Here is a 17,764-nt window from a genome sequence, read left to right on the forward strand (position 1 = left end):
TGATAATGATTGTCAATTGAGAAAGAGAACTAATCCTTCTCTGAGATTCGCAGTGAGAACTGCGACACGCTGCCGCACCCAGCCCCCGTTGGCGATCAAGCCTGCCGACTAATTATTTCAAGACGTCATCCGTTCTCATTGGTGAATGGCTCCGGGCGCAAGCCCCGGCCAAAACAGCATTCCCAATGCCTCGCGCGGTCGGCGAAGACCGCGTCCTGCATGCCCCTGATGGGGCGTGAAAGCAGAAAACCGATTCCAATTGCAAGCCGAATTCAGGCAGGAAACCTCATGACCGACGCGTTCAAAATACCTGGCACACTGGTCCAAGCCCTTCAGCGCCGCGCGGCCCTGACGCCGGATCGGGTGGCCTTGCGTTTTCTCGCCGAAACCCCGGATCAGACGGTGGTGCTCAGTTATCGCGAACTGGATCAGCGGGCGCGCACCATTGCCGGCGCGTTGCAGGCCGAAACTGATTTTGGTGATCGCGCGGTGCTGCTGTTTCCCAGCGGTCCGGATTACGTCGCGGCGTTTTTTGGTTGCCTGTATGCGGGCGTGATCGCGGTGCCGGCTTATCCGCCGGAGTCGGCCAAGCGTCATCATCAGGAACGCCTGCTGTCGATCATCAGCGACGCCGAACCGCGCCTGCTGCTGACCAGTGCCGGTCTGCGCGATGCGTTGCTGCAAATCGAAGGCGCGCCGCCGCTGCTGTGCGTCGACACCCTCGACAGTGCACTGGCCGCAAAGTGGGTCGAACCGAATCTCGAAGGCGACCACATTGCCTTCCTGCAATACACCTCGGGCTCCACCGCGCTGCCAAAAGGCGTGCAAGTCAGCCATGGCAACCTGGTCGCCAATGAGTTGCTGATTCGCCACGGTTTCGGCATCGACCTGAACCCTGACGACGTGATCGTCAGCTGGCTGCCGCTGTACCACGACATGGGTTTGATCGGCGGTCTGTTGCAGCCGATTTTCAGCGGCGTGCCGTGCGTGTTGATGTCGCCGACGTACTTCCTCGGTCGGCCGCTGCGCTGGCTCGAAGCGATCAGCGAGTACGGCGGCACCATCAGCGGTGGGCCGGATTTTGCCTACCGTCTGTGCAGCGAGCGTGTCAGCGAATCGGCGCTGGAACGCCTCGACCTCAGCGGCTGGCGCGTGGCGTATTCCGGTTCCGAACCGATTCGCCTCGACACCCTCGACCGTTTCGCCGAGAAGTTCGCGAGCTGTGGTTTCACCCCGGACAGTTTCATGGCGTCTTACGGCTTGGCCGAGGCCACGTTGTTCGTCGCCGGCACACCCCGTGGCCAAGGCATCGGCAACCTGCGCGTGGATGATCAGGCGTTGGCGCAAAACCGTGCCGAAGCGGGTGAAGGCAGCGCGATCATGAGTTGCGGCATCAGCCAGCCGGATCACGCGGTGCTGATTATCGATCCATTGGCGCTGACCGAACTGGCCGACAACGCGGTCGGCGAAGTCTGGGCGACCGGGCCGAGCATCGCCCATGGCTACTGGCGCAACCCCGAGGCCAGCGCCAAGACCTTCGTTCAACACGCCGGCAAAACCTGGCTGCGCACCGGCGACCTGGGTTTCATGCGCAACGGCGAACTGTTCATCACCGGTCGCCTGAAAGACATGCTGATCGTTCGCGGTCACAACCTGTACCCGCAGGACATCGAGCAGACCATCGAGCGTGAAGTGGAAGTGGTGCGCAAAGGTCGCGTCGCCGCGTTCGCCGTGAACATCGACGGTCAGGAAGGCATCGGCATCGCCGCGGAAATCAGCCGCAGCGTGCAGAAAATCCTGCCGCCCGAGGCACTGATCAAAGCCATCCGCCAGGCGGTGGCCGAGGCGTATCAGGAAGCACCGAGCGTGGTGGTGTTGCTCAATCCGGGCGCATTGCCGAAAACCTCCAGCGGCAAGCTGCAACGTTCGGCGTGCCGTAATCGGCTGGCGGATGGCAGCCTCGACAGCTACGCACTGTTCCCATTGGCGCCCCCTGAAAACCAGACCAAAACCGAGTCGGGTTCCGAGCTGCAAAGCCTGATCGGCCAGATCTGGGCCGAGCAATTGCAGGTGAAACAGATTGGTGCCGATGACCACTTCTTCCTGCTCGGCGGCAACTCCATCGCCGCCACTCAAGTGGTTGCGCGCCTGCGCGAAGAGTTGGGTCTGGAGCTGAACCTGCGCCTGCTGTTCGAAGCGCCGACCCTCGGTGCATTTACCGCGGTGGTCGCGCAGCAGCAACAGGACGGCGGCCTGGCCCAAGGCGCGATCAGCAGGCTGTCGCGCAGCGAAGCGATGCCGCAATCCCTCGCGCAAAACCGTTTGTGGATTACCTGGCAACTGGACCCGCAAAGCAGCGCCTACAACATTCCCGGCGCCTTGCGTTTGCGTGGCGAGCTGGATGAAGACGCCCTGCGCGCGAGCTTCCAGCACCTGATCGAACGCCACGAATCCCTGCGCACGCGCTTCTTCGAACGTGACGGCGTGGCGCTGCAACAGGTCATTGCCGCTGGCGAATTCAACCTGCAACGGATCGACATCAGCGATTTGCCCGTCGCCGAGCGTGAAGCCCGCGCGCAACAAATCCGCGAGGACGAAGCGCACACCCAGTTCGACCTGGAAAAGGGGCCGCTGCTGTGGGTGACGCTGGTGCGCCTCGATGACGAGGATCACCAGTTGCTGGTGACGCTGCACCACATCATCGCCGATGGTTGGTCGCTGAACGTGCTGATCGACGAGTTTTCGCGCCTGTATGCCGCTGCCTCCCAAGGGCAAACGGCAACGCTCGCGCCATTGCCGACCCAGTACGCCGACTACGGCAGCTGGCAGCGTCAATGGCTGGCGCAAGGTGAGGGCGAGCGGCAACTGACCTACTGGAAAACACAGTTGGGCGAGGAGCATCCGACCCTGAACCTGGCCACCGATCACCCGCGTTCGGCGCAACACCGTCACAGCGCCGCGCGCCACACCGTGCGTTTGGCTGCGCCCCTCAGCGAGGCGATTCGCCAGACTGCCCAGGCCCACGACGCCACCTCATTCATGCTGTTGCTCGCGGCGTTCCAGAGCCTGTTGCACCGCTACAGCGGCCAAACCGACATTCGCATCGGTGTACCAAACGCCAACCGTCCGCGCCTGGAAACCCAGGGCCTGATCGGCTTCTTCATCAACACCCAGGTGCTGCGTGCCGAGGTGGATCCGCGGTTGCCATTTGTTGAGCTGTTGGCGCAAACCCGCCAGACGGCCTTGGGCGCCCAGGCGCATCAGGACCTGCCGTTCGAACAACTGCTGGAAGTGTTCCCGAAGGCCCGCGAACAAGGCTTGTTCCAGGTCATGTTCAACCATCAGCAACGGGACCTGAGCGCACTGCGTCGCTTGCCAGGGTTGCTTGCCGAAGAACTGCCGTGGCACAGCCGCGAAGCCAAGTTCGATTTGCAATTGCACAGCGAGGAAGACCGTAACGGTCGCCTGAGCCTGTCGTTCGACTACGCCAGCGAGCTGTTTGATGCCACCACCATCGAGCGACTGGCCGAGCATTTCAGCAACCTGCTGCGGGCCATTTGCGAGCAGTCGACCATCACCGTCGGCGACCTGCAACTGTTGACCGCAAGCGAGCACGATCAGCAAGCCTCGTGGAGCGTCGCACCGTGCACACCGGCCAGCCAATGGCTGCCGGAACTGCTGAACGAACAGGCACGCCTGACCCCGGAGCGCACCGCGCTGCTGTGGGACGGCGGCAGCCTGGACTTCGCCGAACTGCACGCCCAGGCCAACCGCCTTGCGCATTACCTGCGCGACAAAGGCGTCGGCCCGGATGTTTGCGTGGCCATCGCCGCCGAGCGTTCGCCGCAACTGTTGATCGGCCTGTTGGCGATCATCAAGGCCGGTGGTGCCTACGTGCCGCTTGACCCGGATTACCCGACCGAGCGCCTGGCGTACATGCTCGGCAACAGCGGTGTCGAATTGCTGCTGACCCAAACCGAATTGCTCGACCGGCTGCCGGCCACCGATGGCGTCAGCGTGATCGCCATGGATGCACTGCACCTGGAGAACTGGCCAAGCCAGGCGCCGGGCCTGCATCTGCACGGCGACAACCTCGCTTACGTGATTTACACCTCCGGCTCCACCGGCCAGCCGAAGGGCGTCGGCAACACCCACGCGGCGCTCGCCGAACGTCTGCAATGGATGCAGAACACCTATCGCCTGAACGACACCGACGTGCTGATGCAAAAGGCGCCGATCAGTTTTGACGTGTCGGTGTGGGAGTGCTTCTGGCCGCTGATCACCGGGGCGCGTTTGCTGATTGCCGCGCCCGGCGAGCACCGTGATCCGCACCGCATTGCCCAACTGGTTCAGCAATACGGGGTGACCACGCTGCACTTTGTGCCGCCGCTGCTTTCGCTGTTCATTGACGAGCCGCTCACTGCCGAATGCACCAGCCTGCGTCGTGTGTTCTCGGGCGGCGAAGCCTTGCCGGCGGAACTGCGCAACCGCGTGCTGGAGCAACTGCCGGCCGTGCAACTGCACAACCGTTATGGCCCGACCGAAACCGCGATCAACGTCACTCATTGGCATTGCAGCACGGGCGATGGCGAGCGCTCGCCGATTGGCCGTCCGTTGGGCAACGTGATCTGCCGCGTGCTCGACAGCGAGCTCAACTCTGTGCCGGCCGGTGTGCCTGGTGAGTTGTGCATCAGCGGCATCGGCCTGGCCCGGGGGTATCTGGGGCGTCCGGCTCTGACGGCTGAACGTTTTGTCGTCGACCCGTTGGGCGAGCAGGGCGCACGTATGTATCGCACCGGCGACCGCGCTCGCTGGACCGCCGATGGCGTGATCGAATACCTCGGCCGTCTCGATCAGCAGGTCAAACTGCGGGGCTTTCGCGTCGAACCGGAAGAAATCGAAGCGCGTCTGCTGGCGCAGGACGGTGTCGCGCAAGCCGTGGTGCTGGTGCGCGAAACCGCCGCTGGCGGGCAGTTGATCGGTTACTACACGGCCAGCGAAACCAGTGAATCCGAAGACACTCAAACCGCTCGCCTGAAAGCCGCGCTGGCGGCCGAGCTGCCGGAATACATGGTCCCGGCGCAGCTGATGCGCCTTGACGAAATGCCCCTCAGCCCAAGCGGCAAACTCGATCGCCGTGCCTTGCCTGAACCGCAATGGCAGGTGCGCGAACACGTCGAGCCGGTCACTGAACTTGAACAGCAGATCGCCGCGATCTGGCGCGAAGTGCTGGGCTTGAAGCAGATCGGTCTGCGCGACGACTTCTTCGCCCTCGGCGGCCATTCGCTGCTGGCCACGCAAATCATCTCCCGCACCCGTCAGGCCTGCGACGTCGAATTGCCGCTGCGCGCGTTGTTCGAAAACAGTGAGCTGGGGGCATTCTCCCGGCAGGTTCAACAGATTCAGGCCAGCGGCAACACCAACAAACAACCGCCGATTGAAAAGGTCGACCGCAGCCAACCGGTGCCGCTGTCCTATTCCCAGCAGCGCATGTGGTTCCTTTGGCAGATGGAGCCGGACAGCCCGGCCTACAACGTCGGCGGCATGGCGCGGTTGCGCGGGGTGCTGGACATCGGGCGCTTCGAGACGGCGTTGCAAGCGCTGATCATGCGTCACGAAACCTTGCGCACCACGTTCCCGAGCATCGACGGCGTGGCGCAACAGCGCGTGCACCCGGAAACCGGGATGCGCATGGACTGGAAAGATCTTTCCGCGCTGGACGCCGACTTGCGCGAACAGCGGGTGCAGGCATTGGCCGACAGCGAAGCGCATCAACCCTTCGATCTGGAAACCGGGCCGCTGCTGCGCGCCTGCCTGGTCAAGACCGCCGAGCAGGAACATTACCTGGTGCTGACCCTGCACCACATCGTCACCGAAGGCTGGGCGATGGACATTTTCGCCCGGGAACTCAGTGCGCTTTACGAAGCGTTCGTCGATGACCGCGAATCGCCACTGGCGCCGCTGCCGGTGCAATACGTCGATTACAGCGTCTGGCAGCGTCAGTGGCTGGAGTCCGGCGAGCGTCAGCGCCAGCTCGATTACTGGACCGCGCAACTGGGCCGCGAACATCCGCTGCTGGAATTGCCCGCCGACCGTCCGCGTCCTGCGGTGCAAAGCCATCAGGGCGAGCTGTTCCGTTTCGACCTGAGCGATGATCTCGCGGCACGGGTCCGCGCCTTCAACGCGCAAAACGGCCTGACCCTGTTCATGACCATGACCGCCGCGCTGGCCGTGCTGCTTTACCGCTACAGCGGCCAGACCGACCTGCGCATCGGCGCGCCGGTGGCCAACCGCATTCGCCCGGAAAGCGAAGGGCTGATCGGTGCGTTCCTCAACACCCAAGTGCTGCGTTGCCAGCTCGACGGGCAGATGTCCGTTGGCGAATTGTTCGAGCAGGTGCGCCACACCGTGATCGAAGGCCAGTCCCATCAGGACCTGCCGTTCGATCATTTGGTTGAAGCGTTGCAGCCACCGCGCAGCGCTGCGTACAACCCGCTGTTCCAGGTGATGTGCAACGTGCAGCGCTGGGAATTCCAGCAGAGCCGCACGCTGGCCGGCATGACGGTCGAATACCTGGCGAACGATGCGCGAGCGACCAAATTCGACCTCAACCTGGAAGTGACCGACCTCGATCATCGGTTGGGTTGCTGCCTGACTTACAGCACCGATCTGTTCGATGAACCGCGCATTGCGCGCATGGCCGGGCACTGGCGCAATCTGCTGGAAGCGTTGCTGGCCGATCCGCAACAGCGCCTCAGTGAACTGCCGTTGCTCGAAACCATGGAACAGCAAAAGCTGCTCGACAGCCTGGGCATCGAACCGGGTGAACATCGACTGGATCAGTGCATTCATCACCTGTTCAGCGAACAGGCGCTGGTGCGCAAGGATGCGCCGGCGCTGACGTTCGCCGGGCAAACCCTGAGCTACGCCGAACTCGACAGCCGCGCCAATCGCCTGGCCTGGATGTTGCGCGAGCGGGGTGTCGGGCCGCAGGTTCGCGTCGGTCTGGCACTTGAGCGGTCGCTGGAAATGGTCATCGGCCTGCTGGCGATCCTCAAGGCGGGTGGCGCTTATGTGCCGCTTGATCCGGAATACCCGCTCGATCGCCTGCATTACATGATCGAAGACAGCGGCATCGGTTTGCTGCTCAGCGATGCGGCGATGTTCCAGGCACTGGGTGATCTGCCGACAACCGTCAGTCGCTGGTGCCTCGAAGATGACGCTGCCGAATTGGCCAACTACCCGGCCACCGAGCTACCGTTCATCAGCCTGCCGCAGCATCAGGCGTACCTGATTTACACCTCCGGTTCCACCGGCAAGCCGAAAGGCGTGGTGGTGTCCCACGGTGAAATTGCCATGCACTGCCAAGCGGTAATCGAACGCTTTGGCATGCGTGCGGACGACTGCGAACTGCACTTCTATTCGATCAATTTCGACGCCGCGACCGAGCGTCTGCTGGTGCCGTTGTTGAGCGGTGCGCAAGTGGTCTTGCGCGCTCAAGGGCAGTGGGACGCAGAAGAAATCTGCGGATTGATCCGTCGCCACCACATCAACATCCTCGGCTTCATCCCAAGTTACGGCAGCCAACTGGCGCAGTGGCTGGCGACTCAGGGCGAAACCTTGCCGGTGCGCATGTGCATCACCGGCGGCGAAGCCCTGACCGGCGAGCACTTGCAGCGCATTCGCGCAGCGTTCAAACCGAGCCTGTTCTTCAACGCCTACGGCCCGACGGAAACGGTGGTCATGCCGTTGGCCAGTCTTGCACCGCAGCAGCTTGAAGAAGGGTTGGGCAGTGTGCCGATCGGCAGCGTGATCGGTGCTCGCGTGGCGTACATCCTCGACGCCGATCTGGCACTGGTGCCGCAAGGCGCAACCGGTGAGTTGTACGTCGGCGGTGCCGGTCTGGCCCAGGGTTATCACGACCGTCCGGGCATCACGGCGGAACGCTTCGTGGCCAACCCGTTTGCAGCGGATGGCGGGCGGATTTATCGCACCGGCGACCTGGTGCGGCAGCGCGCCGACGGTCTGGTGGAATACCTCGGCCGCATCGACCATCAAGTGAAAATTCGCGGTTTCCGCATCGAACTGGGCGAGATCGAAACCCGTCTGCTGGACCATGATTCGATCCGTGAAGCCGTGGTGCTGGCGCTGGACGCCCCGAGCGGCAAACAACTGGTCGGCTATCTGGTCACCGACGTGGCTGAGCAGGACGAAACCCAACAAGCCCAATTGCGTGAAGCCCTAAAGGCTCACCTGAAATCGCAACTGCCGGAATACATGGTGCCGACGCACCTGATCCTGCTGGCGAGCATGCCGCTGACTGCCAACGGCAAACTCGACCGTCGTGCATTGCCGGCGCCGGACCCGGAGCTGAATCGTCAGGACTATGTGGCGCCAAGCAACGAGCTGGAACTGACGTTGGCGCAGATCTGGTGTGAGGTGCTGAACGTCGCGCAGGTCGGCCTCAACGACAACTTCTTCGAACTGGGTGGCGACTCGATCCTGTCGATCCAGGTGGTCAGCCGCGCGCGGCAGCAGGGCATTCACTTCAGCCCGCGTGACCTGTTCCAGCACCAGACTGTTCAAACACTCGCCGCCGTGGCCAGCCGCACCGAGCAGGTTACGGCCGAGCAGGGTTTGCTCACCGGCGAATCGCGTCTGACCCCGATCCAGCACTGGTTCTTCGACACCGACATGCCCGAGCGTCAGCACTGGAACCAGGCGTTGTTGCTGGAACCGACCGTTGCGCTGGAACCTCATCGCCTGGAGCAAGCGCTGCTGGCGGTGATCGAGCAGCACGACGCCTTGCGCCTGCGCTTCACCGAGGCCGGCGGCGCATGGACGGCGGCGCACCAGAAGGTGGGAGGTGCTCCCGTGTTGTGGCAAGTGCATGTGTCGGCGATGGATAAATGCGCGGCTTTGTTTGCCGATGCCCAGCGCAGCCTCGACCTCGAACAGGGGCCGTTGATGCGGGTGCTGCTGATCGATGGCCCCGAGGGCCAGCAACGGCTGTTCTTCGCGATCCATCACTTGGTGGTGGACGGCGTTTCCTGGCGTGTATTACTGGACGATCTGCAAACGGTGTATCGCCAACTGGCGGCTGGGCAGTCGGTGAAACTGCCGGCGAAAACCAGCGCCTTCAAGGATTGGGCGGCCCGCTTGCAGGCGTATGCCGGCAGTGAATCCCTGCGTGAAGAACTGAGCTGGTGGCAGTCGCAGCTGGCCGGGCCGGGCGTCGAATTGCCGTGCGATCGCCCTGAGGGCGGCCGGCAGAATCGTCATGCGCAAACCGTCAGCGTACGCCTCGACAGCGAGTTCTCTCGCCAGTTGCTGCAACAGGCACCGAGCGCCTATCGCACCCAGGTCAACGACCTGTTGCTGACGGCACTGGCCCGCGTGCTGTGCCGCTGGAGCGGTAATGAATCAGCGCTGATCCAACTTGAAGGCCACGGTCGCGAGGCGCTGTTCGACGAGATCGACCTGACCCGCACCGTCGGCTGGTTCACCAGCGCCTACCCGCTGCGCCTGACACCCTTCAACATTGAAGAAGCCGCCGGCCAGGGCGCCTCGATCAAGGCAATCAAGGAACAACTGCGCGGCGTCCCGCACAAGGGCCTGGGCTATGGCGTGTTGCGTTACCTCGCCGACGACCTGTGCCGCGAAGCCATGGCCGCGTTGCCGGTGGCGCCGATCACCTTCAACTACCTCGGCCAGTTCGACCAGAGCTTTGGTGCGGACGCGTTGTTCCGTCCACTGGATGAGCCGGTCGGTGCCGCCCACGATCCGAAAGCGCCGCTGCCTAACGAGTTGAGCGTTGATAGTCAGGTCTACGGCGGCGAATTGGTGCTGCGCTGGACCTTCAGCGCCGAGCGCCACGATCCGCAAACCATCAGCGAACTGGCGGACGCCTACCTCGGCGAATTGCAGAGCCTGATCGTGCATTGCCTGCATGACGAGGCGGGCGGCCTGACGCCGTCGGACTTCCCGCTGGCGAAGCTGACCCAGCCGCAACTCGATGCACTGCCGATTCCGGCCGCCGCCATCGAAGACGTCTACCCGCTGACCCCGATGCAGGAAGGCATGCTGCTGCACACCTTGCTCGAGCCGGGCACCGGCCTCTATTACATGCAGGACCGTTACCGCATCAACAGCGCGCTCGATCCGCAACGTTTTGCCGAGGCCTGGCAAGCGGTGATCGCCCGTCACGAAGCCTTGCGTGCATCGTTCTGCTGGAACGTTGGCGAAGACATGCTGCAGGTTATCCACAAGCCGGGCAGCACGCCGATCGAGTCCCTCGACTGGACGGCAATCGCCGAGGACGAGCAAGAACCCAAGTTGCAGGCGTTGCTGAAAAGCGAGCGTGAAGCCGGGTTCGATCTGCTGAATCAGGCACCGTTCCACCTGCGTTTGATCAAGGTTGGCGAAGCGCGCTACTGGTTCATGATGAGCAACCACCACATCCTCATCGATGCCTGGTGCCGCTCGTTGCTGATGAACGATTTCTTTGAGATCTACACCGCGTTGGGTGAAGGTCGAGACGCTCAGCTGCCTGTGCCGCCGCGCTATCGCGACTACATCGGCTGGCTGCAACGCCAGAGCCTGGCCGAAGCGCGGCAGTGGTGGAAAACCAACCTGCAAGGCTTCGAACGGACCACGCCGATTCCGAGCGACCGGCCGTTCCTGCGTGAACATGCCGGCGACAGCGGCGGGATGATCGTCGGCGACCGCTACACCCGACTCGATGCTCGCGACGGTGCGCAACTGCGTGAACTGGCGCAGGCCCATCAGTTGACCATCAACACCTTCGCGCAAGCGGCGTGGGCCTTGGTGCTGCGACGTTTGAGCGGTGATCGTGACGTGCTGTTCGGCGTCACGGTGGCCGGGCGCCCGGTGGAAATGCCGGAGATGCAACGCACCGTCGGGCTGTTCATCAACAGCATCGCGCTGCGGGTGAAGATGCCGGAAGACGATCAGCGTTGCAGCGTTCGCCAGTGGCTGAGCGGCTTGCTCGACAGCAACATGCAACTGCGCGAGTACGAATACCTGCCGCTGGTGAGCATTCAGGAAAACAGCGAATTGCCGAAGGGCCAACCGCTGTTCGACAGCTTGTTCGTGTTTGAAAACGCGCCGGTGGAAGTCTCGGTACTGGACCGTGCGCAGAGCCTCAACGCGACCTCGGATTCGGGCCGCACCCACACCAACTTCCCGCTGACGGCGGTGTGCTATCCGGGCGATGACCTGGGCTTGCACCTGTCTTACGACCAGCGCTATTTAGATGAGTCGACCGTTGAACGCATGCTCGGCGAGTTCAAGCGCCTGTTGCTGGCACTGGTCGAAGGTTTCCATGGCGACATGGCGGACTTGCCGCTGCTGGGTGCCGAGGAACAGGATTTCCTGATCCACGGCTGCAACCAGAGCGAACACGATTACCCGTTGGAGCAGAGCTACGTTGCGTTGTTTGAAGCGCAGGTTGCGCAGCATCCGCAACGGATCGCCGCCAGTTGCCTCGATCAGCAACACAGCTACGCCGAACTGAACCAGCGCAGCAACCGTCTCGGCCATGCGTTGATCGCGGCCGGTGTCGGGCTGGATCAGCCGGTGGCGTTGCTGGCCGAACGTAACCTCGATCTGCTCGGGATGATCATCGGCAGCTTCAAGGCCGGCGCGGGTTATCTGCCGCTGGATCCGGGGCTGCCAAGTCAGCGCCTGAGCCGGATCATCGACCTGAGCCGCACGCCGTTTCTGGTCTGCACCCAGGCCTGTCGCGAACAGGCGGTGGCGTTGCTGGAGGAATTCGGTTGCGCCAATCGGCCACGGTTGCTGGTGTGGGAGGAGGTGCAGGCGAGCGAATTTTCGGTGGCGAATCCGGGCATCTACAGCGGCCCGGACAACCTTGCCTACGTGATCTACACCTCGGGTTCGACCGGCCTGCCCAAAGGTGTGATGGTCGAACAGCGCGGCATGCTCAACAACCAATTGAGCAAGCTGCCGTACCTGAACCTCAGCGAGGCCGATGTGATCGCCCAGACCGCTTCGCAAAGCTTCGACATTTCGGTCTGGCAGTTCCTTGCCGCACCGTTGTTCGGCGCGCGGGTGGACATCGTGCCGAACACCATCGCCCACGATCCGCAAGGCTTGCTGGCGCATGTGTCAGCCCAGGGCATCACCGTGCTGGAAAGCGTGCCGTCGCTGATTCAGGGCATGCTCGCCCAGGAACGCATGAGCCTCGACGGCCTGCGCTGGATGCTGCCGACCGGTGAAGCGATGCCGCCGGAACTCGCGCACCAATGGTTGCTGCGCTACCCGGACATCGGGCTGGTGAATGCTTACGGGCCGGCGGAATGTTCGGACGATGTGGCGTTCTTCCGTGTCGACATGGCGTCGACTCGCGGCAGTTACTTGCCGATTGGCACGCCGACCGACAACAACCGTTTGTACCTGCTCGATGGCGCGCTGGACCTGGTGCCGTTGGGTGCGGTGGGCGAACTGTGCGTGGCCGGCACCGGTGTCGGGCGCGGTTATGTCAGCGATCCGTTGCGTACCGCGCAGGTGTTTGTGCCGAACCCGTTTGGCGCGCCAGGCGATCGTCTGTATCGCACCGGCGACCTTGCCCGTCGCCGCAGTGACGGCGTGCTGGAGTACGTTGGGCGCATCGACCATCAAGTGAAAATTCGCGGCTACCGCATCGAACTGGGTGAAATCGAAGCGCGTCTGCATGAGCAGCCGGAAGTGCGCGAAGCGGCGGTTGGTGTGCAGGAGGGCGTGAACGGCAAGCATCTGGTCGGCTATTTGGTCGCGACTGATTCTTCACTTAATCCGACTGAGCGCCTGGAGCGCATCAAGCAGCGCCTGCGCGCCGAGCTGCCGGAATACATGGTGCCGCTGCACTGGTTGTGGCTGGAGCGGATGCCGCTCAATGCCAACGGCAAACTGGACCGCAAGGCACTGCCGGCGCTGGAGATCGGTCAGTTGCAGAGCCAGGATTATCAGGCGCCGCGCAATGAACTGGAGCAGACGTTGGCGGGTATCTGGGCCGAGGTGTTGAAGGTCGAAAAGGTCGGTGTGCGCGACAACTTCTTCGAGTTGGGCGGGCATTCGCTGCTGGCGACGCAGATTGCGTCGCGGGTGCAGAAAGCCCTGCAACGGGACGTGCCGCTGCGGGCGATGTTCGAGTGCAGCACGGTGGAGGAGTTGGCTGAGTACATCGACGGGTTGGCGGCGAGTGACATCACCGAGGACAAGGTCGATCGGTTGAATGACTTGATGGCGGAGTTGGAGGGCCTGTAATTCTCTAGCGTCTGTAAGGGCCTATTCGCCAGCAGGCTGGCTCCCACATTTGAACTGTGTTCGCAGAACAAAATGTGGGAGCCAGCCTGCTGGCGATGGGGCCTCTTAAAGCACCACAAGGTTGACTGTGGAACCACAGCAGCACAGTCTCCCTGCTCCGGTTTTCACAAAGGAAACAGTCAATGCCCTTCGTTACGATTGACGGACAACCCCTTCACTACATCGATCAAGGCACCGGCCCTGCCGTACTACTCGCCGGCAGCTACCTCTGGGACCAAGCCATGTGGGCGCCGCAGATCGCCGCCCTGTCGCAGCAATACCGGGTCATCGCCCTGGACCTGTGGGGCCACGGTAAGTCAGGCTCGCTACCCGAAGGCACGCAATCGCTGGATGACATCGCACGTCAGGCGCTGGCCTTGCTCGATCATCTGCACATCGACCGTGTCACGCTGGTCGGTCTTTCCGTCGGTGGCATGTGGGGCGTGCGTCTGGCGCTGTCGGTTCCACAGCGGATCAACGGCCTAGTGCTGATGGACACCTACGTCGGCGTCGAACCTGAACCCACCCGCCAATACTATTTCTCGCTGTTCAAACAGATCGAAGACAGCGGCGTGATTGCACCGCAACTGCTCGACATCGTCGTGCCGATTTTCTTCCGTCCGGGCATAGACCCGCAGTCGGCGCTGTATCAGGATTTCCGCGCAAAACTGGCTGCGCTACCGCCAGAGCGTCTGCGCGAAAGTATCGTGCCGCTGGGGCGGATCACATTTGGGCGCGATGATGTGTTGCCGCGCCTGGGCGAGCTGGATGCTGAGGCCACGCTGGTGATGTGTGGTGATCAGGACAAACCGCGACCACCGTCGGAAACCATTGAAATGGCCGAGTTGATCGGTTGCCCGTATGTGCTGGTGCCGGAGGCGGGGCATATCTCCAATCTGGAGAATCCGCGGTTTGTGACCGAAGTGTTGCTGGAGTTTCTAGCCCGGAGAAATTAGTCGATCTTGCTGACGCCTTCGCGGGCAAGCCTCGCTTCTACAGAAGTTGTGTCGGTCGCGATTATTGTGAACGACACAACTTCTGTAGGAGCGAGGCTTGCCCGCGAAGAGGCCGGTGAATTCACTTCGGCCCGAGAATCTTCACCAGCTTGTCCGGCGACGGCGCGCCTTGTTGCTGTTGCAGCTCGCCCTTGTCGTCCATGTAGAAAATCGCTGGCGTGGCCTGCAACTCCAGGTCTTCCATCAACTGCATGTTCGCCGCCAGTTTCGCCTGAATCGCCGGCGGTACTTCTTTCAGCGCCTTGAGCGTACTGGCCTTGCCAGCCCCTTCGTGGTCTTGCAGGGCTTTTTGCGGATCCTTGGCGGCCAGCAATGCCGCGGATTTGCCCGGACTGTCTTCACGAATGATGCCGACCATGATGTGCCGCAACTGCACCTTGCCGGCCTTCACCCACGGCCGCGCCTGTTCCCAGAACACGTTGCAGTAAGGGCAGTTCGGGTCGCTGAACAGGTACACCACGCGCGGCGCATCCTTGTTGCCGTCACCGATCCAGTTGCTCGCTTCCATCTTGCCCCAGATTTCCTTGGCCATCGGCGCGTACACCAGTTTCTGCAACGGCGCGCTGCTCAGGTCTTTGCCGTCGGCGTCGTACAAATTGCCCAGCAACACATGTTTGCCATCCGGTGTCAGGTACAGCGCCATGCCACGGTTTTGGTACTGCGCGGCATAACCGCGCAAGCCATCGGGCGCATCGAACTGGCCGACGATTTTCGCGCCCTTGGCTTCGATCTTCTTGATCGCTTCGGGCAATTCTTCGGCAGCCTGTACCGACGGCAGGTGCAGCAGGGCGGCGCCCAGGGTCAGCGTCAGCAGGTGGCGGAGGCGGGGCATGGCAGTTTCCTTGAAGAAGTGGACGGTGTGGCCGGATTCGGGGTGTCAAAGTTTTCCAGGGCGCGGGCCAGGCTGGCGTCCGACAGTTCGCCCAGGTGACTGCCCAGCAAGCGACCGTCAGGGCTATAGAACAGCGTAGTCGGCAATGCCATCGAACCGACGGCCTGACCCAATCGACCGCTGCCGTCGAACAGTACGTTGGACAGGCTCAGGCCCTGGGTTTCCAGAAAGGTGCTGACGCTTTGCATGCTTTCCGCCTGATTGACGAACAGGAAGGTCAGGTCCGGGCGGTGTTGCTGAGCGTTTTCCAGCACCGGCATTTCCCGGCGGCACGGCGGGCACCAGGTGGCCCAGAGATTGATCACCAGCGGCCCGCCTTTGTAATCCGCCAGTTGCACCGTTTCACCGGCGGCATTGCGCAGGGTGATGTCTGGCAGGCGCGTGCCTTGTTCGTAAATGCTCAGGGAGAATGTCGCGAGCAGCCAGAACGCCAGGCCACTGGCCACGCCAAAGCCCAGTGGGCGACGTAAACCCGGTTGACGCCAGCCTCGATACACCGTGGCCAGCAGCAGCGCGATCACACCCGGCCAGGCGAGAAAACCACCGTCGCGCAGGTCGATGACTTGCCACGGATCGTCGCGATAGTGCTTCCAGTACAGCGCGACGAAACTGACTCGGGCCGCCAGCATGCCCAGCAGGAACAGGCTGAACAGCACCGACTCGGGATTTTCACCGCCACGCTTGGCCGCCCGCCAGCCGACAAACGTCGCCAGCGCCAGGGCACTGATCAGCAGCAGGTGGTTAAGCGCGATGGCAAACGTGCCGAGGGTAAAAGTCAGCATTAACGGGCGTCTCGGGTGGTGGTCCAGCGTTGCAGGAAGGTGTCGGCATCGACCTCGCCGGTGATGCGCTGGCTGCGACGTTCGATGCCATCGGCGCCGATCCACAGAAAACTCGGTGGCCCCGGCACTTTATAGCGGCCAAGCAGTTCGCGGCTGGCGGCATTGTCGGCGGTGACGTCCAGACGTAGCAAGCGCACATCGCTCAAGGCGTCGAGCACGCGGGGTTGGCCGAACACCTGTTTTTCCATGACCTTGCACGACACACACCAGTCGGCGTAGTAGTCCAGCAGCACCCATTGGCCCTGAGCTTGTGCGGCATCGAGCTCCCGTTGCAGAGCGGCCGGGTCCTTGATTGTGGTGAAAGCGTCGTGACCGACCGGGCGGGCGGCATTGCCCGCATTGGCAGCGCTATAGACCTGCAGCGGTTTCAACAGGTCATCACCGCCGCCCGCCGCACCGATCATCAACAGACTGCCCCACAAGCCGAGCAGCAATGAGCTGGCCCCGAACAGATGCGCGACTCGCCCGAAACCTTGCGACTGCTTCCAGGCGCTGTAGGCGGCAATCAGCAACAACGCACCGCACAGACCGATCCACAGCGATTCGTCCAGTACCGGGCGCAACATCAACAACGCGGTGGCGAGGAACAGGAAGCCGAACACGCCTTTGAGCAGGTTCATCCAGGCCCCGGGTTTGGGCAGGAAGCGGTTGCCGACGGTCACCAGCAACAACAGCGGCACACCGATGCCGATGCCCATGGCAAACAGAATCAACCCGCCGTGCAGTGCATTGCCGCTTTGCGCGATGTAGAGCAGGGCGCCGGCCAGCGGGGCGGTCATGCACGGACCGACCAGCAGGCCGGACAGCGCGCCCAGCACACCAGCGCCGATCAGGCTGCCACCGCGCTGATTGCGCGAGACGTTTTCCAGTCGATCGCGCACGGCGACCGGCAGTTGCAGCTCGAAGAAGCCGAACATCGGCAACGCCAGCAGCACAAACACGGCGGCGAAACTGCCCAGCAACCAAGGGTTTTGCAGCAGTGCCTGCAAATTCGCACCGAGCAGCGCCGCCAGAACGCCCATCGCCGCATACACCAGCGCCATGCTCACGACATAGCTGGTGGCCAAGGCAAATCCGCGTTTGGGCGTCGCGCCACTGCCGACGATCATACCGGCCAGAATCGGCAACATCGGCAACGAGCAAGGGGTGAAGGCCAGCAGCAGGCCCAAACCGAAGAACACCAACAAGCTCCAGCCCAACGCCCGTTGTTGCAGGCTGCTGGCCAAGGCTTGATCCGGCGCTTCATCGGCCGCCGAAGCGACAACACTGCCGCCCAGGTCCACGACCTGGGTTTGCGGCGGATAACACAATCCGGCATCGGCACAGCCCTGGAAGCCGACCTTGATCTGGCCGGTCGCGCCCGCCGGGATTTTCAGCTCCAGGCCCTGGCGATAAACCGGCTGTTCACCGAAGAATTCATCACTGTGAGACTCGCCTTCAGGTAACACAGGGTGCAGCTCAGCGGGCAACCCATCGAACTTCAGGCGTTTCTGATAAAGGTAATAACCGTCGGTGATCTGCCAATAGAGTTGCGTTTCACCCGACTCAAGGCGCTCGGACGTGAAGACGAACGCTTTTTCCACTGGCAGGAATTCAGGTTTGGTTTCGAACGGATTGGTTCCAGCCTGGGCCAGACCCGAGATCAAGAGAGCAAAAAACAAAAACAATCGACGCATTGGGTAAGCCTT

Annotated in this window: 5 protein-coding genes; 2 read left to right on the forward strand and 3 right to left on the reverse strand. The window is 62.5% G+C overall.

Annotated elements, in window-relative coordinates:
- The first annotated feature begins 288 nt into the window (after positions 1–288).
- Positions 289–13,287 carry a non-ribosomal peptide synthetase gene (locus KGB24_RS20280; RefSeq protein ID WP_223415857.1) on the forward strand — a complete coding sequence of 4,333 codons (12,999 nt, stop codon included), beginning with the start codon at positions 289–291 and terminating at the stop codon, positions 13,285–13,287.
- Between the two features lie 182 nt (positions 13,288–13,469).
- On the forward strand, positions 13,470–14,282 hold the full coding sequence (locus KGB24_RS20285; protein ID WP_223415858.1) for an alpha/beta fold hydrolase: 813 nt from the start codon (positions 13,470–13,472) through the stop codon (positions 14,280–14,282).
- A 121-nt stretch (positions 14,283–14,403) separates the two neighbouring features.
- On the opposite strand, the gene dsbG is transcribed toward KGB24_RS20285, so the two are convergent.
- The 3 genes from dsbG to dsbD are packed head-to-tail and all read right to left on the reverse strand — an operon-like array spanning position 14,404 to position 17,752.
- Positions 14,404–15,174: a thiol:disulfide interchange protein DsbG gene (gene dsbG / locus KGB24_RS20290; RefSeq protein WP_008033705.1), complete on the reverse strand. Its 771-nt coding sequence runs from the start codon at positions 15,172–15,174 to the stop codon at positions 14,404–14,406.
- Positions 15,150–16,016 (reverse strand): TlpA disulfide reductase family protein, encoded by an 867-nt coding sequence (locus KGB24_RS20295; RefSeq protein WP_223415859.1) that lies wholly within the window; start codon positions 16,014–16,016, stop codon positions 15,150–15,152. The genes dsbG and KGB24_RS20295 overlap by 25 nt, the downstream gene beginning before the upstream one ends.
- On the reverse strand, positions 16,016–17,752 hold the full coding sequence (dsbD, locus tag KGB24_RS20300; protein WP_223415860.1) for a protein-disulfide reductase DsbD: 1,737 nt from the start codon (positions 17,750–17,752) through the stop codon (positions 16,016–16,018). The genes KGB24_RS20295 and dsbD overlap by 1 nt, the downstream gene beginning before the upstream one ends.
- Between the last annotated feature and the right edge of the window lie 12 nt (positions 17,753–17,764).

Source organism: Pseudomonas sp. BF-RE-25 (genome assembly GCF_019956105.1).
In the GTDB taxonomy this organism is placed as follows: Bacteria; Pseudomonadota; Gammaproteobacteria; order Pseudomonadales; family Pseudomonadaceae; genus Aquipseudomonas; species Aquipseudomonas migulae.